Source organism: Actinoplanes sp. NPDC024001 (assembly GCF_040638955.1).
In the GTDB taxonomy this organism is placed as follows: Bacteria; Actinomycetota; Actinomycetes; order Mycobacteriales; family Micromonosporaceae; genus Actinoplanes.
Genome location: NZ_JBEZZB010000095.1, coordinates 17,745 through 40,761, shown reverse-complemented (window position 1 = coordinate 40,761; position 23,017 = coordinate 17,745). Strand labels below are relative to the sequence as shown.

The 23,017-nt window shown below is 70.2% G+C and carries 19 protein-coding genes and 1 tRNA gene; 4 read left to right on the top strand and 16 right to left on the bottom strand.

The window, feature by feature from the left end; all coding sequences use genetic code 11:
• The 4 genes from AB0F81_RS31430 to AB0F81_RS31415 form a co-directional block, all read right to left on the bottom strand.
• The coding region (locus AB0F81_RS31430; RefSeq protein WP_360203074.1) for a Rho termination factor N-terminal domain-containing protein at nucleotides 1–313 on the bottom strand (313 nt) is incomplete at its 3' end.
• 313 nt (nucleotides 314–626) lie between these two features.
• The gene (gene thrB, locus AB0F81_RS31425; protein WP_360203073.1) at nucleotides 627–1,571 is read right to left on the bottom strand and encodes a homoserine kinase; all 945 of its coding nucleotides are present in this window, start codon (nucleotides 1,569–1,571) and stop codon (nucleotides 627–629) included.
• Between the two features lie 68 nt (nucleotides 1,572–1,639).
• Nucleotides 1,640–2,887, bottom strand: coding sequence for an MFS transporter (locus AB0F81_RS31420; protein ID WP_360203071.1), 1,248 nt, complete (start codon nucleotides 2,885–2,887; stop codon nucleotides 1,640–1,642).
• Between the two features lie 73 nt (nucleotides 2,888–2,960).
• A complete protein-coding gene (locus AB0F81_RS31415; protein WP_360203069.1) occupies nucleotides 2,961–6,248 on the bottom strand; it encodes an efflux RND transporter permease subunit in 3,288 nt (1,095 codons plus the stop codon).
• A 174-nt stretch (nucleotides 6,249–6,422) separates the two neighbouring features.
• Between AB0F81_RS31415 and AB0F81_RS31410 the strand changes: the two genes are divergently transcribed.
• The gene (locus AB0F81_RS31410; RefSeq protein ID WP_360203067.1) at nucleotides 6,423–6,833 is read left to right on the top strand and encodes a MarR family transcriptional regulator; all 411 of its coding nucleotides are present in this window, start codon (nucleotides 6,423–6,425) and stop codon (nucleotides 6,831–6,833) included.
• Here AB0F81_RS31410 and AB0F81_RS31405 read toward each other — a convergent pair.
• The 6 genes from AB0F81_RS31405 to argS form a co-directional block, all read right to left on the bottom strand.
• Entirely contained in the window at nucleotides 6,816–7,925 is a 1,110-nt protein-coding gene (locus AB0F81_RS31405) for an acyltransferase family protein (protein ID WP_360203065.1), read from the bottom strand. The two genes, AB0F81_RS31410 and AB0F81_RS31405, sit on opposite strands and share 18 nt — an antisense overlap.
• Before the next feature lie 54 nt (nucleotides 7,926–7,979).
• Nucleotides 7,980–9,029: a threonine synthase gene (gene thrC / locus AB0F81_RS31400; RefSeq protein WP_360203063.1), complete on the bottom strand. Its 1,050-nt coding sequence runs from the start codon at nucleotides 9,027–9,029 to the stop codon at nucleotides 7,980–7,982.
• 69 nt (nucleotides 9,030–9,098) lie between these two features.
• Nucleotides 9,099–9,467 (bottom strand): VOC family protein, encoded by a 369-nt coding sequence (locus AB0F81_RS31395; RefSeq protein ID WP_360203062.1) that lies wholly within the window; start codon nucleotides 9,465–9,467, stop codon nucleotides 9,099–9,101.
• Nucleotides 9,467–10,780 (bottom strand): homoserine dehydrogenase, encoded by a 1,314-nt coding sequence (locus AB0F81_RS31390; protein WP_360203060.1) that lies wholly within the window; start codon nucleotides 10,778–10,780, stop codon nucleotides 9,467–9,469. Before AB0F81_RS31390 ends, AB0F81_RS31395 begins: the two co-directional genes overlap by 1 nt.
• A complete protein-coding gene (gene lysA / locus AB0F81_RS31385; protein WP_360203058.1) occupies nucleotides 10,777–12,162 on the bottom strand; it encodes a diaminopimelate decarboxylase in 1,386 nt (461 codons plus the stop codon). The genes AB0F81_RS31390 and lysA overlap by 4 nt, the downstream gene beginning before the upstream one ends.
• 2 nt (nucleotides 12,163–12,164) lie before the next feature.
• A complete protein-coding gene (gene argS / locus AB0F81_RS31380; RefSeq protein WP_360203056.1) occupies nucleotides 12,165–13,835 on the bottom strand; it encodes an arginine--tRNA ligase in 1,671 nt (556 codons plus the stop codon).
• A gap of 86 nt (nucleotides 13,836–13,921) precedes the next feature.
• Between argS and AB0F81_RS31375 the strand changes: the two genes are divergently transcribed.
• From AB0F81_RS31375 to AB0F81_RS31365, 3 genes are all read left to right on the top strand, one after another.
• Nucleotides 13,922–14,719, top strand: a complete 798-nt coding sequence (locus AB0F81_RS31375; protein ID WP_360203055.1) for a DUF3105 domain-containing protein — start codon at nucleotides 13,922–13,924, stop codon at nucleotides 14,717–14,719.
• Complete coding sequence (locus AB0F81_RS31370; protein ID WP_360203053.1) at nucleotides 14,716–15,372, top strand: DUF305 domain-containing protein; 657 nt, start codon at nucleotides 14,716–14,718, stop codon at nucleotides 15,370–15,372. Before AB0F81_RS31375 ends, AB0F81_RS31370 begins: the two co-directional genes overlap by 4 nt.
• A 66-nt stretch (nucleotides 15,373–15,438) precedes the next feature.
• A tRNA-Arg gene (locus AB0F81_RS31365) sits at nucleotides 15,439–15,510 on the top strand.
• A 361-nt stretch (nucleotides 15,511–15,871) separates the two neighbouring features.
• Here the strand turns inward: AB0F81_RS31365 and menC are convergent.
• The 6 genes from menC to AB0F81_RS31335 all read right to left on the bottom strand — a co-directional run bounded on the left by menC (nucleotide 15,872) and on the right by AB0F81_RS31335 (nucleotide 22,980).
• A complete protein-coding gene (menC, locus tag AB0F81_RS31360; RefSeq protein WP_360203051.1) occupies nucleotides 15,872–16,981 on the bottom strand; it encodes an o-succinylbenzoate synthase in 1,110 nt (369 codons plus the stop codon).
• On the bottom strand, nucleotides 16,978–17,736 hold the full coding sequence (locus tag AB0F81_RS31355; RefSeq protein WP_360203050.1) for a GNAT family N-acetyltransferase: 759 nt from the start codon (nucleotides 17,734–17,736) through the stop codon (nucleotides 16,978–16,980). The genes menC and AB0F81_RS31355 overlap by 4 nt, the downstream gene beginning before the upstream one ends.
• A 500-nt stretch (nucleotides 17,737–18,236) precedes the next feature.
• The gene (locus AB0F81_RS31350) at nucleotides 18,237–19,187 is read right to left on the bottom strand and encodes an SCO2521 family protein (protein ID WP_360203048.1); all 951 of its coding nucleotides are present in this window, start codon (nucleotides 19,185–19,187) and stop codon (nucleotides 18,237–18,239) included.
• Nucleotides 19,168–20,202 (bottom strand): SCO2522 family protein, encoded by a 1,035-nt coding sequence (locus tag AB0F81_RS31345; RefSeq protein WP_360203046.1) that lies wholly within the window; start codon nucleotides 20,200–20,202, stop codon nucleotides 19,168–19,170. The genes AB0F81_RS31350 and AB0F81_RS31345 overlap by 20 nt, the downstream gene beginning before the upstream one ends.
• Nucleotides 20,199–21,134, bottom strand: a complete 936-nt coding sequence (locus AB0F81_RS31340; RefSeq protein WP_360203044.1) for an SCO2523 family variant P-loop protein — start codon at nucleotides 21,132–21,134, stop codon at nucleotides 20,199–20,201. Before AB0F81_RS31340 ends, AB0F81_RS31345 begins: the two co-directional genes overlap by 4 nt.
• 1 nt (nucleotide 21,135) lies before the next feature.
• Nucleotides 21,136–22,980 carry an SCO2524 family protein gene (locus AB0F81_RS31335; RefSeq protein WP_360203042.1) on the bottom strand — a complete coding sequence of 615 codons (1,845 nt, stop codon included), beginning with the start codon at nucleotides 22,978–22,980 and terminating at the stop codon, nucleotides 21,136–21,138.
• Nucleotides 22,981–23,017 lie beyond the last annotated feature (37 nt).

Here is a 23,017-nt window from a genome sequence, read left to right as displayed (position 1 = left end):
CGACCGGGGCGGCCTGGACCGGAGCGGGGGTTGCGGCGACGGCCTCGGAGCCGTTGGTCCGCGGCCGCGGGGCCGGCTCGGCGGCAGCGGCGGTGCCGCCGCTCTGGCGCTCGGTGATCGCGGCGATCAGCTCACCCTTGCGCATCCGGGCGGTGCCGGAGATGCCGAGGGAAGCGGCGAGGCTCTGCAACTCGGGCAGCAACATCGCGGACAGCCCGGTGCCGCCACGGCGGCGCTTCGTAGCGGTCGCGGTGGTGCCGGCGCCGTCAGCGACGTCAGAAACACCCGACGTCACGTCGGTGGTGTCGCTCAATGGATTCCTTCCGTCGGAAAAAACCCGAGATCACCCGGAACTTGCAGCCAGGGCCGGGTGCCCTCGGAGCCCGCTTCGCGAAAGCGGCGCGGGAATTTCGTGCAGCACGGCAGCTCGACGGTATCCCTGCCCGCCAGGGCTTGACGGGTAGGTCTCGGCGAGTGCAGCGATCCATCGACTGCTGCCCGGCGTGTGCCTTGATGAGAGTTGAGACAGGCCACCAGGGCCCAGAAATCTCGGGGGTGCGCCGAACCGCACAGAATCGCTTGCTTCGCGGTTGTTCTTGAAGCCCAGTGCTAGGTCTTGAGCGTAGTCAACTCGTGCGACCTGCGGCAACAGGACCCCGCTCGGCGTGTTCCACCATACCCCCTTTCACACGAGCACCGGCGTCATCCACGCCCAGCACTTCGCTGTGCCAGTGCGCACCCGGCGTGAAATCGGCCGGGACCTCGGTCAACGCCAGCACGGTCGGCCCCGCCCCGCTGACCACCGCGGCGACACCGGCCGAACGCAACGCCGCCACCAGCGCGGTGGTGGCCGGCATGCCGGCGGCACGGTACCCCTGGTGCAGCCGGTCCTCGGTGGCCGGGAACAGCAGGGATGGATCGCTGGTGAGGGCGTGCGTCAGCAGCGCCGCCCGCCCCGCGTTGAACGCACCGTCCGCGTGCGGGATCTCGGCCGGCAACGCGGCGCGCGCGGTCGCGGTATACCCACGCTCGGCGGGAACGAAAACCGTCGGGCGGACGCCCTCGGCCGGGGTCAGTTTGACCGCACGCCCACCGTCCGCGTCGATCCAGGCGATGGTGAAGCCGCCGAGCAGGCAGGGCGCGACGTTGTCGGGGTGCCCCTCGAGCCGGGTCGCGATGCGCAGCGCGGCCGCGTCGTCGATGAGCCGCCGGCCGTCCCGGATCAGGCCGCGGGCCAGCTGCACGCCGCCCACGATGGCCGCCGAGGAGCTGCCCATGCCGCGCGCCTGCGGGATCCGGTTGAGGCACTCCACCGCCACGCCCGGCGGTCGCCCGCCCACCTCGTCGAAGGTCGCCAGCATGGCGCGGACGACCAGATGGCTCTCGTCGCCCGGCAGGTCACCGGCGCCCTCGCCACTCACGGTCACCGTGTACGACGTACCGCTGACGGTTGCGGTCAGGTCGTCGTAGAGCGTGAGCGCCAGACCCAGCGAGTCGAAGCCGGGACCGAGATTGGCGCTGGTCGCCGGCGTGCTGACCGAGACGGGATCGGTGACGAAGGACAGGCTCATCGCCACATGCTAGGGCTTGATCATCTCAACTGATGTGCCCCGGTCCCGGTAATCGGGACGCCGAACAGTCACTCACGCGGCGCCGGACGGTCGCTCGCCTCCGGCGCCGGGGCCACCGGGGCGAGCCGCCGGGTGGCGATCCGCCAGCCGACCGCGTAGCTGAGCGTGATCAGCGCACAGGTGGCCAGAATGATCCGCGAGTCGACCCGGTCGATGAACACGCTGGCGCCGAGCTGGCTGATCGCGATGGCGAGCGTCGCCAGCATCATGTCGACGGCGAAGATCCGGCCCCGCAGCTCGTCCGGGATCTCGGCCTGCAGCGCGAAGTTGGAGAGCACCCAGTTGGTGCCGCCGGCGAAGTGCGCGACGAAGACCAGGGCCAGCACCAGCGGGAACCACGGCGCGAAGGCCACGCCGAGATAGCCGACGCCGTACAGGCCCATGGACAGGGCCAGGCCGGGCAGCAGCCAGGCCGGCCGGTTCAGCACCGGGCGCATCACCAGCGGGCCGACCAGCGCGCCGGCGCCGCGCAGTGCGAAGAGCAGGCCGGCGCCGATCGCCCCGGCCCCGTGCGCGGCCGCGATCAGCGGGAACACGGTCAGCACGCCGTTGCCCAGACCCACCGCGGACTTCACCGTGACCAGCGCCCGGACCCGCGGCCGGGCCGCGATGTACCGCAGCGCCTCGAACATCGCGCGCAGCGACTGGCCCTTCTCGGCGCCGCCCTGCGCCGCTTGCAGCGGCCGGCGGATCAGGGCGGTCAGCACAGTTCCGGTGAGCAGGAGGACGGCGGTCACCCCGAAGCAGACGTACGGGCTGAAGACGCTGCTCACGACGCCACCGAGCGACGCACCGACCACGGTCATGGTGCCCCACGCGGAGCCGGCCACGGTGTTCGCCGCGGCCAGGTCGGCGGGATCGACCACGTTCGGCAGGGCGGCGGACGCGGCCGGAGAGTAGAACGCCTTCGACACGGCGATGGCGCCGACCGCGACCAGTGCCAGCGGAGCGGTGGCCGCCGAGCGCACCGCGAACAGCAGCAGCACCGAGACGAACGCGGCCAGGTTCGCCAGCACCAGGATCTTGCGCCGGTCCACCCGGTCGGCGACCGTGCCGGTGTAGGGCAGCAGCAGCGCGATGATGCCGGTGTCGGCGGCGAGCACCAGCGCACCCCACGCGCCGCTGCCGGTCAGCTCGGGCAGCAGCACCAGCAGCGGCACCATGACGAACCAGTCGGCGCCGAAGACCACGAGCTCGGCCGCGAAGAGACGGCGGAAGTCACGGTTGCGGGTAAGGACCGAGAACGCTGTTGGCACGTACTGAACCCTACCGGTCGCAGAGACGCCGATGCCCGGCCACGAGGGCCGGGCATCGGGTGTTCGCTATCGCTTACTCTTCGGGCTTGTCCTGCTTGCGAGGCATCTTGAGCACCTCGAACTGGTCGGTGTAACCGCGCAGGGCCCCGTTGTCCTTGGCCCCGTCGCCGTCCGGCTGTGCCGCCTCCGGCGCCCTCGCCGTGTCCGGCACGGTGGCGGGCACCGCGTCCTCGGCGACCGGCTCGGCAGCCGGCGGCTCCGGAGCCGGGCCGACCGGCGTGGCCCCCTGTCCCTTGCGGAGCCGCTTGGCGGCGCGCTTGGCCCGCGACTTCTCCTTGCGGTTCTCCACCATGGTGTAGAGCGTCGGCACCAGGACCAGGGTCAGCAGCGTGGAGCTGATCAGACCACCGATCACCACGATGGCGAGCGGCTGGGAGATGAAGCCGCCCTCACCGGTGAGGCCGAGCGCCATCGGGATCAGCGCGAAGATGGTCGCGATCGCGGTCATCAGAATCGGCCGCAGACGGTGCCGGCCGCCCTCGACCACCGCTTCCTGGACGCCCATCCCGGCGGCCCGGTAGTGGTTGATCAGGTCCATCAGCACGATCGCGTTGGTGACCACGATGCCGACCAGCATCAGGATGCCGATCAGCGCCGGGACGCCGAGCGGGGTGCCGGTGACCAGGAGCAGGCCGATCGCGCCGGTCGCCGCGAACGGGATCGACACCAGCAGGATGATCGGCTGCACGATGCTGCGGAACGTCGCCACCATGATGATGAAGACGATCGCGATGGCGGCCAGCACGGCGAGGCCGAGCTGCGAGAACGCCTCCTGCTGGTCGGCGCTGACACCACCCACGGTGGTCTCGGCACCGGGCGGGAGCTGCAGCGCGTCGAGCTTCTTCGTCAGGTCCTGGTTCACCGCGGACAGGTTGGAGCCGGTGACCGTGCCGGTGACCGTCGCGGTGCGGTTGCCGTCGGTGCGGGTCACCTGCTCCGGGCCGTTGACCTGCTTGACGTCGGCGACCTGGTCCAGCGGAACCACACCGCCCGGCGTGGTCAGCGGCAGGGCACGCAGCGCGGCCGGGTCGGCGGGCGCGGCACCGAACGAGATGACCACGTCCTGCGCCGTACCGTCGACGCTGATCTGACCGGCCGGCGCCGGCCGGAAGCGGGAAGCGACGACCTGGCCGATCTGCGCCTCGGTGAGGCCGGCCTTGGCCGCGGCCTCGCGGTTGACCACCACGTCGATGCGCGGAACAGCCGCGGCGAGAGTGGTGTCGACATCCGTGACGCCGGAGATCCCGGCCATCGCGGCGCGGACCTGCTCGGTTGCGTCGGCCAGCACCTTCGTGTCGGCCGCCTGCACCTGGACGGAGAGCTGGCTGCCGCCCAGCCCGGAGCCCTCCTGACCGACCTTGATCTCACCGGCGCCGGTCAGCTTGCCGAACTCGTCGCGCAGTTCGTCGCCGACCACAGCCGCGTCGGCGTCCTCCTCCAGGGCCACGTTGAACGTGGCGGTCCCGGCGCCGCCGCCACCGGCGAACGGGTTGGCCGCGCTGCCGCCCACGGTGACCTGGTAGGTCTTCACGTCGTCGCGGTCGGCGATGATCGCCTCGACCTTCTTGGCCGCCGCGTCGGTGGCCGCGAGGCTGGTGCCGGCCGGCAGCTCCTGGGAGACGGTGAGGCTGTCCTGGCCGGACTCGTCCAGGAAGTTCGTCTCCAGGCGGGTGCTCAGCGCGAACGTGCCGATCAGCACCGCGATGCCGATCAGCACCGTGGTCCAGCGCTTGGTGGTGGCGAACCGGATCACCGGCAGGTAACCGCGCTGCAGCGGGCTGCGCAGCTCCTTCTCCTCGGCGGCCTGACGGATCGCCTCGGTGTCGGCGTCGGCGGGCGGCGGCTTCAGGAACCAGAACGCCAGCACCGGCACCACGGTCAGCGACACCAGCAGCGAGGCCAGCAGAGCCACCGTCACGGTGATCGCGAAGGACGAGAAGATCTGCCCGACCAGGCCACCGACCAGCGCGATCGGGGCGAAGACGGCGACCGTGGTGAGCGTGGAGGCGGTGACCGCGCCGGCCACCTCCTTCACCGCGCCGAGGATGGCGTGGACCTTCTCCTCGCCGTACTCCAAATGCCGTTTGATGTTCTCCAGCACGACGATCGAGTCGTCGACCACCCGCCCGACGGCGATGGTGAGCGCGCCGAGGGTCAGCAGGTTGAGCGTGTAGTCACCCATCCAGAGCGCGATCAGGGCGATCAGCACGGAGAGCGGGATGGAGACCGCGGTGACGAGGGTGGACCGGACGCTGAGCAGGAAGACCAGGATGACCACCACGGCCATCACCAGGCCCAGCAGGCCCTCGGTGGTCAAGCTCTTGATCGACTCTTCGACGTACGGCGCCTGGTCGGTGATCACCGTCAGCGTGGCGCCGGAGTTCGTCTGCAGGTCGTCGAGGATGTCGCGGACCTCGTGCGAGATCGAGACCGGGTTGCCGTCCGGCCGGGCGGTGACCGCGATGCCGAGGCTGTCCACCCCGTCGGTCCGCGTGTACGACTCCGCGACCGGCAGCTTGCTCTCCACCGCGGCGATGTCACCGAGCTTCACCGGCCCGCGCGAGCCGGTCACGTAGACGGCCTTGAGCTGGTCGACCGTCGTGATCGGGGTGCCCACCTGCACGGTCAGCGACTTGTCGCCCTCGACGACCGCGCCGGCCGGGATGGAGATGCCGTTGGCCTGCAGCACCTGGGTGAGCGACGTGGGGTCGACACCGGCCGCGCCCATCTTCGCCAGGTCGGGGGTGATCACCACCTGCTCGGCCCGGGCGCCGGTGACCTGGGTGTCGCGCACGCCCTCGATGGCGTTCAGCTCCGGCACCACGGTCTCGTTGAGGCGGTTGAGCAGGTCGGCCTCGCCGTCACCGCCGGAGGCGGCCAGCACGATCGCCGGGATGTCGTCGGTGCCGCCGGCGAAGACCTGCGGGTCGACGTTCTCCGGCAGCTGGGACTGGATCCGGTTGACCGACGTGGTGACCTGGTTGACCGCGGACTCGATGTCCGTGCCGAACTCGAAGAGCACGACGACACTGGACACGTTCTCCCGGGAGGTCGAGGTCACGCTGTCGATGCCGTCGATGCCCTTGACCGCGTCCTCGATCGGCTTGGTCACCTGCTCCTCGACGGCCTCCGGAGAGGCGCCGGGCAGCGCCGCGCTGACGAACGCGGCGGGCAGCTCGATCGAGGGGAACAGTTGCTGCTTGAGAGACGGGATCGCATAGAGGCCGAAGCCGCTGATCACTATCGCGATCAGCGCCACCAGACCTCGGTTGGCAAGGCTGAGCCGTGTCAGAGCTGACATGGGCACTCCCCCGAGAAAAGTTCGGTCGATGCTGATATTTTGCCTGACGCGAACAAATGGTTTTCGATCGGGTCCCCCTGGTAGCGTCCGTCATCAGGTGGACGCACCCCGGCCATCAGCACGTCATCAAAGGAGCAAGCGCTGAGCGAGAAAGAGAAGCTCATCGCAGACATCATGGGCGCGCAGATCCGGCTGCAGCACCTGTTTGCCGATGACCGGTCAGGTCCGCTGGTCGAGACCCACCTGACCATGTCGCAGCTGAAGATCCTTTTGTTGCTCTCCCGGCACGGCACCGTCTCCGGCGGCGAGCTGGCCCGGATGCTGGGCGTCGGCGCCGCGGCACTCAGCGGCATGGTCGACCGGCTGGCGGTGCAGGAGCTGATCACGCGCACCGAGGACCAGCGCGATCGGCGGGTCCGCCGGATCGGCCTCACGAAAGCGGGCACCGAGGTCATCGACGGCATCATCACCGCCGGGGCGGCGCATCAGCGTGAGCTCCTCAGCCGGCTCTCAGCCGAGGAGCTCGCCACCGTGGCGGACGCGATGCAGATCCTGCTGCGCGCCGCCTCAGAAGATCGAACGTAGGTAGGGCACGCGGGCCGCGCCCATCGAGACCGCGAAGGACGCCACCAGGATCCCGGCATAGGCGATCAGCAGGGCGGTCAGGTCGTCACCCGCCTTGATCACCGGGACGGCCCGCTGCACCAGCGCCAGGATGAGCAGGTGCACCAGGAAGACGCCGAACGAGGCGTCGGAGAGCTGCTTGAAGACGCGCTGCACCGGCTCGGCCGGGGTCCACAGCCCGCCGATCCCGGCCGCCACCAGGAAGATGCAGATCGCCGACGTGGCCACCGCGGCGCCGAAGGCGGAGACCGGCAGGAGCGCGTCCAGCACGGGGAACCGGCCCCGGTTGCCGTAGTGCCAGATCACCTCGGCGAGCGCGACCGCGCCGAGGAGCGCCACCGCGGCCAGCGCACGCCCGCGCAGCACCAGGTTGCGCAGCGCGTAACCGGCGACGAAGTAGCCGACGTACGAGCACCACATCGTCCAGGCGCCCAGGGTGATCGGCCGCGCGACACCGAGCAGGCCGGAGACCGGCGGAATGATCCACACGACGAGGGTCCAGCCGAGGATCGCGGCCGCCGTGAGATAGGCCCGCCGCGGGCCGCCCGCCTGCAGGAACGGCACCAGCACCGGCGCGACCAGGTAGAGCCCGGCGATCAGCCAGAGGAAGTACAGCGCTGTGTAGACCCGGGCGTCGATCACCAGGATCGCCACGCCCTTGACGGTGAGCGCCTGCTCGTTCAGCCAGATCCGCACCACGAACAGGTAGATCAGGTGCCACACGATCATGGCCGGCAGGATCCGGACGAACCGCTTGCGGTAGAACGCCCGCGGCCCGGCCGCGTGGGCCGCCGGCGCCAGCACGAGCGCCCCGCTGAGCATCACGAAGGCCGGGACGGCCCAGATCGCGCCGATGTCGATGACGGCCGCGATCCACCACCGCAGGGTGCCCCGCAGCTCTCGGTTGGCCAGGAACAGGCCGACCACGTGGATGGCGACGACACCGCTGATGGCGACCACGCGCAGGGCGTCGAACTCCCACTGGCGGGCTTTCCGTACGGGAGCTTCGGCGGCGACCGGCGTGGCCGGCGACACAGCGGGAGCGTCAATCACCCGCAAGAGGGTAGACGATCCGTTTCCGTCGACGCTACGCGCCGCCTCGCCGGGTCAGGCGAGGTCGAGCGCCTTCGCGGCGAGCAGGGCGTCGTTGGCGATGATGGTCGGCGAGGGCGCGGTGGAGATGGCCCACTCCGGGTCCTTGAGACCGTGGCCGGTCACCGTGCAGACCACCCGGGAACCGGCCGGGATCTTCCCCGCGGCGGCCTGCTGGAGCAGCCCGGCGACACTGGCCGCGCTGCCCAGCTCGACGAAGACGCCGACCTCACGGGCCAGCAGGCGGTAGGCGTTCAGGATGTCCCGGTCGGTGACCGCGGAGATCAGGCCACCGGACGCGTCGCGCGCGTCGAGGGCCTTGGTCCAGCTGGCCGGGTTGCCGATCCGGATCGCGGTGGCGATCGTCGACGGGTTCTCGACGACCTGACCGTTCACGATCGGGGCGGCGCCGGAGGCCTGGAAACCGAACATCTTCGGCAGCCGGGTGGCGTTGCCGGCCGCCCGGTCCTCCTGGTAACCCATCCAGTACGCCGAGATGTTGCCGGCGTTGCCGACCGGCAGGCAGTGGATGTCCGGAGCGTCGCCGAGCGCCTCGACGATCTCGAAGGAGGCGGTCTTCTGCCCGTGCAGGCGGAAGATGTTCACCGAGTTGACCAGGGCCACCGGGTAGTCCTGGGAGAGTTTCGAGGCGAGCGCGAGGCAGTCGTCGAAGTTGCCGTCGACCTGGAGCAGGCGGGCGCCGTGCACCAGCGCCTGGGCCAGCTTGCCGAGCGCGATCTTGCCCTGCGGCACCAGGACCGCGCAGGTGATCCCGGCCCGGGCCGCGTAGGCCGCGGCGGACGCGCTGGTGTTGCCGGTCGAGGCGCAGATGATCGCTTTCGCGCCCTCCTCGACCGCCTTCGACACGGCCATGGTCATGCCGCGGTCCTTGAACGAGCCGGTCGGGTTGGCGCCCTCGACCTTGAGGTAGACGTCGGCGCCGACCCGCTGGGACAGCACCGGCGCCGGCACGAGCGGCGTGTTCCCCTCGTGCAGCGAGACCACCGGCGTGGCGTCGGTGACCGGCAGCCGGTCCCGGTACGCCTCAATCAAGCCCCGCCACATGGTCCACTCCTCACTCGCTGGTCCGGCACAGCGTGCCTCAACCATCCGTTTCTTGAGACCGTCTGCCCATTATTCGGGACGGTGACAGACGGCCTCGACGTTGTTGCCGTCCGGATCGCGCACGAACGCGCCGTAATAGTGCTCGTGGTACTCCGGGTGCAGGCCCGGCTCGTGCAACACCTCGGCGCCGGCGGCGACCGCGGCCCGGAAGAAGGCGTCCACCGCGGCCCGGTCGGCCGCGGCGAACGCGATGTGGGACTCACGGAAGCCCGCACCGGAGTTGAACTCGCCGATCCAGAAGTCCGCGTGGTCGGTCCCGTAGCCGATCGCGACCTTGAAGTCGAGCAGCCGGCGGCCACCCAGCGGAGCCAGCACGGCGTCGTAGAACGCCGCACTGCGCTCCAGGTCAGCACATTGGAACCCCACGTGGTCCAGCACTAACCGGCTCCTCCCTCGACGCGCAGCACGCTGGCGATCGACCGGACGATGTCCAGCCCGGACAGTGCCTCGACGGTAGCCGCCAGAGCCGCGTCCGGAGCACTGTGGGTGACGATGACCAATTTCGCGTCATCCTCACGACCCGACTGCCGGACCGTCGCGATGGAGACCTCGTGGTCGGCGAAGACCCCGGCCACCTTCGCCAGCACGCCCGGCCGCTCGGCCACGTCCAGGCTGATGTGGTAGCGGGTCAGCGACTCGCCGATCGGGCGCACCGTCAGCCGGGCGTAGTTGCTCTCGCTGGGCGCGCGGGTGCCGGTCAGCTTGTTCCGCGCGGCCGCGACGATGTCACCGAGCACCGCGCTGGCAGTCGGCCGGCCACCGGCGCCCCGGCCGTAGAACATCAGCGGGCCGGCCGCCTCCGCCTCCACGAAGACCGCGTTGAAGGCGTCGCCCACGCCGGCGAGCGGGTGGCTGAGCGGAATCATCGCCGGGTGCACCCGCACCGAGACCGTCTCCGCGCCGTCCGGGCCCGCGCCGCGCTGCGCGATGCAGAGCAGCTTGATCGTGCAGCCCATCTCCTTGGCGCTGGCCATGTCGCCGGCGGTCACCCCGGTCATGCCCTCGCGGAACACGTCGGCGGCGGTGACCCGGGTGTGGAAGGCGAGCGAGGCGAGGATCGCGGCCTTCGCGGCGGCGTCGAACCCCTCCACGTCGGCGGTCGGGTCGGCTTCCGCGTACCCCAGCTCGGTGGCCTCCTGGAGGGCTTCGTCGAAGCCCGCGCCGGTGGCCGCCATGGAGGAGAGGATGAAGTTGGTGGTGCCGTTCACGATGCCGGTGACCGCGGCCACGCGGTCACCGTGCAGCGACTCGCGCAGCGGTCGCAGCAGCGGGATGGCCCCGGCCACCGACGCCTCGTAGTAGAGGTCGGCGTTGCCCTCGGTGGCGGCGTCGTGCAGCGTGCCGCCGTCCTCGGCGAGCAGGGCCTTGTTCGCCGTGACCACGCTCTTGCCCGCCCGCAGCGCCTCGATCAGCCAGCTCCGGGCCGGCTCGATGCCGCCGACGACCTCGATCACCACGTCCACGTCGTCCCGCTTGACCAGGCCGAGCGCGTCCGTGGTGAACAGCGACGGGTCGACCGGCAGGTCGCCGCGCTCGCGGCCCGGCCGGCGCACCGCGATGCCGGCCAGCTCCAGCGGGGCGCCGATCCGTGCGGTCAGGTCGTCGGCCTGCTCGTGCAGCAGCCGGACCACTTCAGTACCGACGGTGCCGCAGCCGAGCAGGGCGAGGCGGACCGATCTCACTGGGCTCATCCAACATCCAATGCAAGCAGGTCGTCCTCGGTCTCGCGCCGCACGATGACGCGGGCGGCGCCGTCGCGCACCGCCACCACGGGCGGCCGAGGAACGTGGTTGTAGTTGCTGGCCATGCTCCGGCAGTAGGCACCGGTGCCCGGCACCGCAAGAAGATCTCCGGGCTGCACGTCGGCGGGCAGGAATTCATCCTTCACGACGATGTCCCCCGACTCACAATGTTTTCCCACAACGCGGGCGAGCATCGGCTCCGCGTCGCTGCGCCGGTTCGCCACCGTGGCCGAGTAGGAGGCGTCGTAGAGGGCGGTCCGGATGTTGTCGCTCATGCCGCCGTCGACGCTCACATACGTCCGGATGCCGTCGACGTCCTTGACCGTGCCCACCTCGTAGAGAGTGAGCACGGCAGGCCCGACGATGGCCCGGCCCGGCTCGATGGAGAGCTTCGGCACGCGCAGCGACGCCAGCTCGCACTCCGACTCGACGATCTTGTTGATCCGCTTCGCCAGATCGCCGGGCGTGGACGGGTCGTCCTGGGTGGTGTACGCGATACCGAAGCCGCCGCCGAGATCCAGTTCCGGCAGCTCGACGCCCCGGGCGTCGCGGATCTGCGCCTGCAGCTCCAGGACCCGGCGGGCGGCCACCTCGAACCCGCTGGTGTCGAAGATCTGCGAGCCGATGTGCGAGTGCAGGCCGCGCAGGTCGAGCACGCCCTCGTCGATGATCTTCGCGGCCGCGGCGAAGGCGGCGCCGCCGGCGAGGGAGAAGCCGAACTTCTGGTCCTCGTGCGCGGTGGCGATGAACTCGTGGGTGTGCGCCTCGACACCGACCGTGACCCGGATCAGCACGCCCGGCCGCTTGCCCGACTGCTGCGCCAGCTCGGTCAGGCGGTCGATCTCGTGGAACGAGTCGACGATGATCCGGCCGACGCCCGCCTCCAGCGCGCGGGACAGCTCGGACACCGACTTGTTGTTGCCGTGGAAACCGAGCCGCTCGGGCGGGAACCCGGCCGCCAGCGCCACCGCCAGCTCGCCGCCGGAGCAGACGTCGAGGAAGAGGCCCTCCTCCTCGACCACCCGGACCACCGCCTTGCAGAGGAACGACTTGCCCGCGTAATAGACGTCGGCGCCGGCGAAGGCGGCCGCGAAGTCCCGGCACCGGGCCCGCAGGTCGTCCTCGTCGAGCAGGTAGGCCGGGGTGCCGTAGTCGGCCGCCAGCTCGGCGACGCCCACGCCGCCGATCTCCAGAGCGCCGGCCTCGCTCCTGGTCACGGTCCGCGGCCACAGTTGCGGCACCAGGGCGTTCACGTCCTCCGGCGTACGCAGCCAGGCCGGCCCCCGGCTACCGAGGTCACCGTGCAGGGCCCCGGCCTCGTGTGCGCGCATGCCTACATCCTCTCCGGGGCCGAGACGCCGAGCAGGCTCAAACCGTTCGCGATCACCGTACGGGTGGCGTCGTTGAGCCAGAGCCGTGCGCGGTTGCCGTCACCGATCGGCTCCTCGCCCTTCGGCAGGATCCGGCAGGCCGGCTCGTCGTAGAACCGGTGGAAGGCGCCGGCGATCTTCTCCAGCAGCCGGGCGACGTGGTGCGGCTCGCGGTGCTGCGCCGCGAACGCGACCGTCTCCGGGTACTCGCCCAGGGCCTTGAGAAGCTCGTTCTCCTTCTCGTTGCTGAGCAGCTCCGGCCGGAACTCGTCCGGCTCACCGCGGGTCAGCCCGACCTCGGCGGCGTTGCGGGACACGCTGGCGGTCCGGGCCGCCACGTACTGCACGTAGTAGACCGGGTTCTCCCGGCTCGCGCTGGTCCACAGATCGATGTCGATGTCGATCGGGGAGTCACTCGAGTACCGTGCCAACGCGTACCGGGTCGCGTCGACCCCTAAAGCGTCGACGAAGTCCTCCAGGGTGACCACCGTGCCGGCCCGCTTGCTCATCCGCACCGGCTCGCCGTCACGGACCAGGTTGACCAACTGGCCGATCAGGATCTCCAGGTTCTTCGCGGGGTCGTCGCCGAAGCACGCCGCCATCGCCTTCATCCGGCCGATGTAACCGTGGTGGTCGGCGCCCAGCATGATCACGACCCGGTCGAAGCCGCGCTTGCGCTTGTCCAGGTAGTAGGCGCAGTCGGCGGCGAAATAGGTCCAGTCGCCGTCGGACTTGCGCAGCACGCGGTCCTTGTCGTCACCGAAATCAGTGGTACGCAACCAGGTCGCGCCGTCGGACTCGAAGACGTGCCCCTGCTCGCGCAGCCGGTCCAGAGCCTCCTGCAGCTCACCCCGGTCGTGCAGGTCCTTCTCGTTGAAGTAGGTGTCGAAGTCCACCCCGAACTCGGCGAGCGACTTCTTGATCTCGGCGAACATCAGCTCGACGCCGACCCGGCGGAACGTCTCCTGCGCCTGCTCGTCCGGCTGGGCCAGCACCTCCGGGGAGCGCTTGACCACGTCGGAGGCGATCTCCGCGATGTACGCCCCGCCGTAACCGTCCTCCGGGGCCGGCTCACCCTTCGCGCTGGCCAGCAGCGACCGCGCGAACCGGTCGATCTGCGAGCCGGCGTCGTTGAAGTAGTACTCCGTACCGACGTCCGCGCCGGCGGTGCGCAGCAGGCGCGACAGGGCGTCGCCGACCGCGGCCCACCGGACCCCGCCAATGTGCACCGGGCCGGTCGGGTTCGCCGAGACGAACTCCAGATTGATCCGCTCCCCGGCGAGGCGGTCGGTCCGGCCGTAAGCTGAACCGGCGAGCACGATGTCGCGCGCCAGCACACCGGCGGCCGCCGCGTCCAGCCGGATGTTCAGGAAGCCCGGACCGGCGATCTCCACCGACTTGATCCCGTCGCGCCGGCCCAGCTCCTCGGCGAGCGCGGAGGCCAGCTCACGCGGGGCCACACCGACCTTCTTGCCCAGTTGCAGGGCCAGCGTGGAGGCGTAGTCGCCGTGCTCGGGGTTACGCGGTCGCTCCACCGCCGTCGTGGCGGGCAGCGCCGCGACGTCGAGTCCACGCGTCTCGAATACGGCACGAGCAGCTGAGAGAACGGTGTCAGCAAGGTTGGCGGGAGTCACCCGGCCATGCTATCGGGGGTAGACTTCGGCGTTCGGCGGCCACCCGAGCCCCGCCCCTTCCTATCTTCAAGAATCGACGAGGCGCGATGAGTATGAGCACGCCGGGTCCCGAACGGGTCCCGTCCACGGTCAAGGTCGGCAAGACCACCGGCCAGGGCAAGCCACCGGCGGGCAAGTCCGGAGGTAACCGGCCGGGCGGCAACCGCCCGGGCGGCAAGGGCCGCAAGCCTGTCACCCCGGTCAAGGTGGCCGGCGGACGCAACTGGGGACCGATCATGGTCGCCGGTGTGGTGGTGCTGATCGCCGTGGGCATCATCGGCTACGGCGTCTTCGCCTCGGTCAAGGGCTCCCGCCCGTGGGACGAGCAGGTCGCCGAGATCAAGGGTGTCGTCGACTACCGGTCGCAGAAGAACCCGCAGATCGACGACCGGACCCACAAGGACGGCGCGCAGACCTACGTGACCAACCCGCCGGTCGGTGGCGCGCACAACCAGGCCTGGCAGAACTGCATGGGCGACATCTACAGCGAGCCCATCGCCAACGAGTACGCGGTGCACAGCCTCGAGCACGGCGCCGTCTGGATCACCTACAAGCAGGGCCTCGCCGCCGACCAGGTGCAGGCGCTGCAGGCGAAGGTCCAGGGCCAGGACTACATGTTCATGTCCCCGGTCGCCAATCTCGACAAGAACGTCTCGGTGCAGGTCTGGGGCTACCAGCTCAAGGTCGACGACGCGAACGACGAGCGCATCGACACCTTCATCAAGGCGGGCCGGGTGAAGGCCTCGATGGAGCCGGGCGCGGCCTGCTCCAGCGGCAACACCACCACCGGCCCGATCACGGCCGGCGCCGCCAACGGCGGGACCATGGAGCAGCCGGCCGGATGAGCACTGACGTCACCTCCTCGGGCGCGCGCACCGCGCCCGGGGAGGCGGCACCCTCCGGGAGCCGGTTCGGCTACCTCGGTGTCGCACTGCTCCTCGTCGGCCTGCTCCTCGGCGTCGCTGGCGGTCTCGTCCTGCCCCGGCTCACCCAGCCCGGCGACGACTCGGTGGAGGCCGGCTTCCTGCGGGACATGTCCACCCACCACGCCCAGGCCGTCGAAATGGCGATGATCGCCCACGCCGGCTCGGACACCCCGCAGATCGTCACCCTCTCCGCGGACATCGCCACCACCCAGCAGGCGCAGATCGGCTACATGCAGTCCTGGCTGCGCGACTGGGACCTCGGCCCGACCGGCAGCGACGAGCCGATGGCGTGGATGCCCGACGCGGAAGGCTCGATCGTCAACGGCCTGATGCCCGGCATGGCCACCAGCGAACAGATGGCGGCGCTGCGCAAGGCCACCGGCAAGGATCTGGACGTCCAGTTCCTCACCCTGATGCGGGCACACCACCTCGGCGGCGTGCACATGGCCCAGGAGGCCGTGGAACTCTCCGACGAAGAGAACGTGGACTGGATCGCGCAGAGCATGGTCACCGCCCAGCAGGGCGAGATCCAGCTGATCGACTCCCTGCTCAAGCAGGTTCAGCAGAGCTGACGGGCGACACCGCCGGAACCGGTTGGCGAGGGCTCCGGCGGGCCTGCTAGGCTTCTGAACCACTGGGCCCCCGTAGCTCAGGGGATAGAGCGTCGCCCTCCGGAGGCGAAAGCGCAGGTTCGAATCCTGCCGGGGGCACGATTAGCAGGGCACCTGTGTTCGCGGTAAGCGCGAACCTGGTGCCCATCGTGCTTTTTCTGCCTGGGGCACGAGCCCCAGACCCCACGCCGGGGATACCCCGGAGCCCCGTCGGGTGGGCGCGTGGAGAGGTTCGGCGGGCCGGTCGCTCAGCGACGGATCATGGTGAGTGCGAAACGGCGCTGATCGCGCTTCAAGCACCGGGATACGCGGAACCCCGTCGGTGGGCACGTGGAGACGTCCGGCGGGCCGGTCGCTCAGCGACGGGTCATGGAGAGCGGTAGCCGGCGCCAGTCGCGCTTCTAGCCTCGGTCCTAGCCCCTAGCCCTCCGGGGTGGGCCGGGTGGGCTCTTGTCGGGGGTTAGAAGCGGATTACCACGGGGGTGGAGTCTTGGGTTACTGACTCGAACGGCTTGACGCCGATGCCGGGGGCGGTGGGGACGTTGATGTGGCCGTCGGTCATCACGAACGGTGGGGTGATGTCGCGCTCGAAGAAGCGGTCCGAGGCGGACAGGTCGCCGACCAGGCGGAAGTTCGGCAGGGAGGCGAGGGCGAGATTGGCGGCGCGGCCCACGCCGGTCTCCAGCATGCCGCCCACCCAGACCGGTACGTCGTTCTGCCGGCAGATGTCGTGGATCCGCTTCGCCTGCAGATAGCCACCGACCCGGCCGGGCTTGATGTTGATGATGGCCGCGGCCCGCATCCGGATCGCCGTGACCGCGTCGGCGGGCGAGGTGATCGACTCGTCCAGGCAGATCCTGGTGTTCAGCCGGCGGGCCAGCTCGGCGTGGCCCCACAGGTCGTCGTCGGCCAGCGGCTGCTCGACCATCAGAAGGTCGAACTCGTCCAGCGGCTTGAGCGCCGCGGCGGCGTCCACTTTCGTGTACGCCCCGTTGGCGTCGACCTGGAGCGGGACGGCGCCGAACTTCTCGCGCACCGCGCGGACCGGCTCCACGTCCCAGCCCGGCTGGATCTTCAGTTTGATGCGCTGGTATCCGGCGGCCAGGTAGCCGTCGACCGCCTCGAGGAGCTGACGCAGGGACGGCATGATGCCGACGGAGACCCCCGCCGGAACCCGCTCCCGGTGCTCCTTGCCGCCGGCCAGATAGTCGGCCAGCGAGGTGCCGGACGTCTGCAGCTGCGCGTCGAGGATCGCGGTCTCCAGCGCGGCCTTCGCCATGGGGTGGCCCTTCACCTCGGTGAAGGCCTCACCGGCCGCCTCGGCGGAGAGGACCGGCAGTTTCCGCAGCAGCGGGATGAGGAACTCCCGCAGGACGTGCACGGTGCCGTCCAGGTATTCCGCGGAGTAGCAGGGGGTCTGCATCGCCACGCACTCACCCCAGCCGTCGCCGTCCGGGGTACGGACCATGACCAGCAGGGCGTCGCGGTCGTGCTCGGTGGCGAAGGACGTCTGGAAGGGTGCCACCAGCGGCAGCCGCACGTGGTGGAGCTCGATGCGGTCGACCTTCACGACTCGTACTCCGGGGTCATCCCCGCCGGAAGCAGGACGTAGTCGTGGCCCCGGCTCATGCCGACGATCTGATAGCCGGCGTCGAGCAGTCGCAGGAATCGCTCGCGCGTTTCCAATCGCGCGGCGGAGGCCCGCCGGGGATCGGCGTCCCGGAGCGCCCTGATGTCCTTCGGAACGGCGACCACCTCCGCGCCGGGCACCACCCTGGCGTGTTTCGGCCAGCCCGGCTCGTCTCGCATGGCCTGCTCGACACGTTCCGAACGCAGTGACCAATTCACGATCAATCGGTCGGTGTGATCACCATTGTTGGCGCCGTCATTGATCTGACCGTAGAAATCTTTCACATATTCAGAAACGGTAGCGCCGAGCTTGCAGAAATTGAAGTATCCATTGCGTGACACCAACGGATCGAAAGTCCAGGTAACGGTGTCATAACCACACTCCAGGGCCCACAGCCGCTGGTGCCGTTTCAACGCGAAACCGGTGCCACGATTACGTTCGGGTTGATGGACGCCGGTGATGTGCGAGTGCAGGTAATCAGCGCCCTTGCCGCGCCGGCCGAACAGACCGACCGTGCACCCGACCAACTCGCCGTCCAGATAGGCGCCGGCGACGTAGTTGCCGGCGTGGGCGAGCGTGCGCAGCATGCTCGCGCTGATCACCTCGCTGCGCTCGGCGTCGGTCGCGGCGTCCCAGACCGCCCACAGCAGCTTCGCCGCGGAGTCCAGCTGATCCCCGGTCTCCAGCATGATCACTTCTGGACCGGGGTCCGGCAGCCGGTGACCACGACTGTCCGGTGAGCCCGCCGAATCGGCGCTCACGCCCCCCACGGACGGCCGGTCAACCACGGCACCTCCGGCATTCTTCAATGCTACCTACCGTTCACGCGCCGAATACGCACAGCGCGGCTCTTTGTCGAGCCGGGGGCCATGGCCAAGATCCGATTCTGGGTTTTCCAGACCCGGAAACGAGGCCCGACCTTACGCCATGACGGACGGCACTCCAAGTAGCGTAGCGCCGCCATTCGCCCGGCCCTCTTCTTCGGACAGTGACAACATCACAACGCTGCTGCCCGGGAAGATCGAGCAGCCCACAATTTGATCTTGACAGCGATCGGCGGGCCAGGCGGGAAAAAGCCGGAATGCCCCGAACGAGGTAATGCCGCCGGACCGTACCGATTACCGGCTCACTGTGTTCGTTTCCCATGGTCGGTACCCGCTCGGCAAACCGGTGAACCACGCCGGGCATGCCGGGCTCAGGGAAAGAGCGGAGCCGCCTCGGCAGGGCGGTTCACCAGGGCGGCCGCCATCGCCATCTGGTCCCGGATGCGCCGCACCGACGCGTCCCACTGCCGGGACAGGCCGGGCCGGCCCTCCAGCGCGTCCCAGACCGACAGCGCGAAGCCGCCGAGACGCGCCGCGGGCATCCAGAGATGCAAGAGATGATCGACTGCCGGCCGGAGCCGTTGCACGCTCTGCGCGGGCTGCTCCACACCGATCTGGCTCTGTTCGATAACCGACACCAGGGCGGTCAGCAACCAGTCGTGCATGGCCAGGTCCTCACAGAGGTCGACCACGTCGGCGATCTCGCCCTGCCCGAGCGCCAGTTCCACGGTCCGCAGGCCGTCGTCGCGCACGGTGAACCGGATCCGGACCCCCTCGACCTCCTCGTCGATCAGCGCCGCCCAGCGCAGCACCGTACGCCGGGCGCGAACCGGCGTCCGCCGGTCGAGCACCGCCGAGCCCTGGACCTCGGCGATGATCCGCGCGCCGAACGCGCCCATCCCCATCGTCGAGAGCGCCCGCCGTTCCGGGGCGAGATGCGCGGTCGCGACCGCGGACAGGTCGGTCCGCCCGATCGTCTCCACCACGCCGGGCCGCGAGAGGTAGTGCGACCAGACCTGCCGGTGGCTGACCGCGGCCGGCTCGATCCGGGCCAGCACGGACCCCTGCAGCACGCGGCCCCCGATCAGGCAGGCCCGGCCGGTGAGCGTGCCCACCCCCCGCAGCCGGACACCCGAGCGGCCGGCCACCCGGCAGTCCACTCCGGCCAGGACCTGAGGGCTGACCGCGTACCCGATCGGCCGCTCGGAGACCCGGACCCGCTCGCCCGGCAGCAGCCCCAGTGCGCTCTCCGCCACGTCGCGGGACACGCTGCCGGAGTGCTGCAGCGCGGCGGTCTGCACCTCACCGAGGACCAACACCACGCACCGGTCCGGTGTTCACGAAGAGGTATTCGATGCGATCGACCACCGCTGGCGCCAGGATCAGTCCCTCGTCGCTCGCTCGGGCCTGGATCTGATCGAGCACGGCCGGTTCCACCGCCACCTGCTGGAGGATCGTGCGGACCGCGTTCTCGATCGGCTGGAACAACGGGGCGCAGACGGTCAGCGTCCGGTAGGCGCTGAAGGGCGCTGCCCGCTCGCCGACCTGCGACACGGCCGGAAGCTCACGCCAGTCGGCCGGCAGGTCGTCGGGCAGCCGCTGGGGCACCGCCACCCGGCGGCCGTTGTCCCGCAGGGCGCCGAACCTGAGCAGCTGCCACACCGCGGCCAGCATCGCGCAGGACCAGACACGGCCGTTGGGGCCCTCGTTCCACAGCTCGATGTCCGCGAAGATCGAGTGGTTCATGGCCGCGTTCTCGGCCGGCGGCACCCAGCCGGTGGGCCGTTTCATCGCTTCATGGTGATCGGTCGACGGGGACCGCTGTCCGTTGCACAGCCAGCCGGTCTGCTGCACCGGCGGGCGCGCCCCGGTGGTGTCCGGCGGCGGGTCCTCGACCAGGCGCGCCTCCACCAGCTCGGCGAGTGACCGGCCCGGCGGCAGGTCCTCGCCCGGATCGGGCGGGTCGATGTCGATCGGCACGGCCCAGTCGGCACAGCCGGACTCCCGGGCCAGGTAGTCGATGACGATCCCGCCCTCCGCAGCCGCGCCGAGCAGTTTGGGAATGAGCTTCTGCGGCGATTCCAGCCGGCCGAAGTAATCGTCGATCAGGATGCACGTGCTGATGCGCGGGCTGCGCACCGGAAAGGTGTCCTGCAGCGCATCCCGCGCTGCGGAGTACCACCGGTTGATCCTCCGGAAATGGTCGACGAAGAAGTCGGCGTCCCGGCCGAGATCCGGCGAATAGAAGTGACCCAGCTCGACCGAGAGATGCGACAGCGGGACGGACTCCACCCGCGAGTCGGCGGTCGACTCGAAGAACTCGGCATCAGCTTTCATCTGTCGGCCCAAACGTCATCGTCCACCAAACCACTGGCCAGATGATCGAACGCGGCCACGGTCTGCAGATTGGCGATTTCCCGTGCAACGACATCGTTGTCGGAAATCAGCTGTTCCCGCCACTGCAACACCGGATCGAGTGGTACCGAGCCGAGCAGCGCCAGCCGGCCCACCCGGTGCCGGGCGGCCAGGCGCCGCAGATCCTGATCACAATGCCGCAGCCAGGCGACCTGCGCCGGGCGCAGCCCGCGCAGCTCCGCCGAGTCGGGGTCGACCACCGCGGTCCGCACGAACTTGATCGATTCGGTGAGCCGCTCCCGGTCGTGCCCGGCCCGCTCCCCGACGTCGAGAATGCCGTCCTTGCCGTAGACCAGGCCGGCCGCTGCAGGGATGTGCTGCCTGGTCCATCGGTGGAAGACCAGCCAACGGGAGACCACGTCGCGCAGCTTCTCGTGCGCCGTCGCCTCCAGCACCAGCTGTGTCGCGTACGACCGGCCGGCGCTGAGGTCGATCAGGCACATCTCGAATTCCTCGTCCAGCGCCAGGAGCAGCTGGACGCAGCGGCGCAGGGCCTCCTTGTCGTGCCGGAACTCGCCGCCGTCCTGGTCGCCGGGGAACAGCATGAGCTGGCCGGCGCCCGGTGGGCGCTGCCGCAGACTGGCCCGGCCGGACTCGCTCCACACGTCGATGCGCCGGGGCTCCTCGACCATCAGCTCCGGGTCCTGCTCCATCAGGAACGAGTGCATCCCGCCGCCGCCGCGGACGCCCCGAGCCGCGTCGGCGATCTGGAAGATCGATCCGGCCGTGGGCGAGCCGAAGTCGAAGTCGAGGTAGCAGACCTCGGCGCCGGCGAGTGCACGCCGGTAGACGACATTGCAGCTCGTGACCGACCTTCCGGTGCCGCCTTTGTCGGACGCCGCGAAGACCAGCACTCTAGTCTCCAGTCTCGTGTTCCCGAGCCGCGGCGAGCTTGTCCAGCTCGCGTAGGACGTCGACCAGGAGGGCAGCCGCGGTGCCGGGGCGCGTCGGCAGCAGCCCGCGGGCCCGCCGCAGGTTGATGCCGGCACGGTTCAGGCTGTCCTTGAGCGCGGGGCCGCCCTCACCGGACCCTCGCAACTGCTCCTCGTCGAAGACGTCCTCGGCCTCGACCAGGAGTTGCTCGGCCGCGGCCGAGAGCGCCTGACCGGGGGGCGGCTTGCCGCTGATCAGGTCCGCCGCGGTGCCCATGCACTGCACCACGCGCGTCGTGTGGTACCAGCTCGGCTCGGTGCGGCGGGGCAGCGAGGGGAACACGTTGTGCGGGTCGTCCCAGAGGCCGGCGCCGCGGCCGTCCCGCAGCCGGCGCCGCTCCAGATGCCGCCAGGCCTCGTCGGCGAGACGCAACAGCCGGGCCCGCAACTCGTGGTCGTTGGCCTGTCCCGCCACGGCCAGGGAGCGGCCCAGCAGCAGCGTGGGCAGCTCGCCCAGCCGCCAGCCGACCTCGGGGGCTCCGGCGACCACCTTCTCGGCGCCGACCAGGCGCACCCAGGCGCCCGGGTGGTGCAGCCGGATGGCCGAGTCGTCGGAGAGCGGGCGGCGCCGGATCCGGCCCCGGTCGGCCAGGTCCTCCAGGACACGGGCGATCCGGGCCAGGTCGGTGTCCGGCGCACCGCGGTCGTTCAGCGCGTGCCGGACCAGGGAGACGACCAGGAGGCTGTAGTAGTCGCTCTCCTCCTCGTCGGTGGTCCGCCAGGGCAGGTCCTCCACCGGCCAGCGGTCGCCGCCGTAGGTCGCGACCGTCGACCAGTACCGCTGGGCCAGGTCCAGCTGGAGGTTGAGGGTGCGGGCGAGGTTCTGCTGCTCCTCGTCGAGCAGGCCGGCCAGCCGGGACTCGCGGGAGAAGAGGTCACGGATGCCGTCGACCGCCACCACGGTGAAGTAGAGGTAGGGAGCGGACTCGGCCCAGCCGGGCTGGGCGTACTCCGTCGTCGCGGTCTTGACCGGCTCGGCGCCCTGCACGATGCCCCAGGACCAGCCGCACTCGAAGAGCAGGTCCCGGTTCTCCAGCAGGGCGGCGACCTGCTCCGGCTCGGTGCCCAGCTCCCGCAGGCCGGCCATGACGTCGCTGAGGGCGGTCCGCAGCTGGCTCACCAGGTTGGCGGAGTAACTGTCGGACCCCGCGGCCGTCGCACACATCGCCTTGCCCTCGCGGCTGTCGCCGCGGAACACGCTGAGGCTGAAGCTGCGCTGGAGCGCGGCCATCGCCGCGGTGAGGCGTTTCTTCGCCTCGGTCTCGACCCGGTCGATCTCCTCCTGGTGCGACCGGCGCTGCACCTGCGGCCGGTACGCCCGGAGGAACCGGATGGCGGCCGTGGAGAACACGACGGAGGTGGCGAACGAGTCCACCACCTCGAGGGCCAGTTGCTCCGGCTCGAGCTCACGGCCGTCCTCGGGGGCGGGCGTCAGGTAGCTGCCGCCGCTGAACACCGGCAGACCGGTGGCGGGGTCGGTGTACTCCTCCAGGTATTCCCCGAGGAGCTGCACGATCCGCTGCGGGATCTCGACGGCGCCACCGAACGGCGAGAGCGCCGCGCAGACGTCGGGCTTGGTCTCGTCCGGCCGGTCGAAGCGGATGCCGTCCAGCTTCTGCGGTGGGACCAGGAGGCAGAGAAGCAGCTCGGCGTCGCTGATGGAATTGCGCCCGGAACGGTCCTTCCAGTCGAATTCCCTGGACGGGTCGCACCACCTGGATATCGCTTTCCACACCGACAGAAGTTCCTGGCGAGGCTGAAGTCTCATCGGGCAGCGACCACCGTTCGAATTCCCCCTGGTAAAC

What these genes read in the sequence shown, in the direction of transcription:
- thrB (WP_360203073.1), bottom strand. Translation starts at nt 1,571, where the DNA reads ATGAGCCTGTCCTTCGTCACCGATCCCGTCTCGGTCAGCACGCCGGCG.
- AB0F81_RS31415 (WP_360203069.1), bottom strand. Translation starts at nt 6,248, where the DNA reads ATGTCAGCTCTGACACGGCTCAGCCTTGCCAACCGAGGTCTGGTGGCG.
- AB0F81_RS31410 (WP_360203067.1), top strand. Translation starts at nt 6,423, where the DNA reads ATGGGCGCGCAGATCCGGCTGCAGCACCTGTTTGCCGATGACCGGTCA.
- thrC (WP_360203063.1), bottom strand. Translation starts at nt 9,029, where the DNA reads ATGTGGCGGGGCTTGATTGAGGCGTACCGGGACCGGCTGCCGGTCACC.
- AB0F81_RS31390 (WP_360203060.1), bottom strand. Translation starts at nt 10,780, where the DNA reads ATGAGCCCAGTGAGATCGGTCCGCCTCGCCCTGCTCGGCTGCGGCACC.
- lysA (WP_360203058.1), bottom strand. Translation starts at nt 12,162, where the DNA reads ATGCGCGCACACGAGGCCGGGGCCCTGCACGGTGACCTCGGTAGCCGG.
- AB0F81_RS31375 (WP_360203055.1), top strand. Translation starts at nt 13,922, where the DNA reads ATGAGTATGAGCACGCCGGGTCCCGAACGGGTCCCGTCCACGGTCAAG.
- AB0F81_RS31370 (WP_360203053.1), top strand. Translation starts at nt 14,716, where the DNA reads ATGAGCACTGACGTCACCTCCTCGGGCGCGCGCACCGCGCCCGGGGAG.
- AB0F81_RS31345 (WP_360203046.1), bottom strand. Translation starts at nt 20,202, where the DNA reads ATGAAAGCTGATGCCGAGTTCTTCGAGTCGACCGCCGACTCGCGGGTG.
- AB0F81_RS31335 (WP_360203042.1), bottom strand. Translation starts at nt 22,980, where the DNA reads ATGAGACTTCAGCCTCGCCAGGAACTTCTGTCGGTGTGGAAAGCGATA.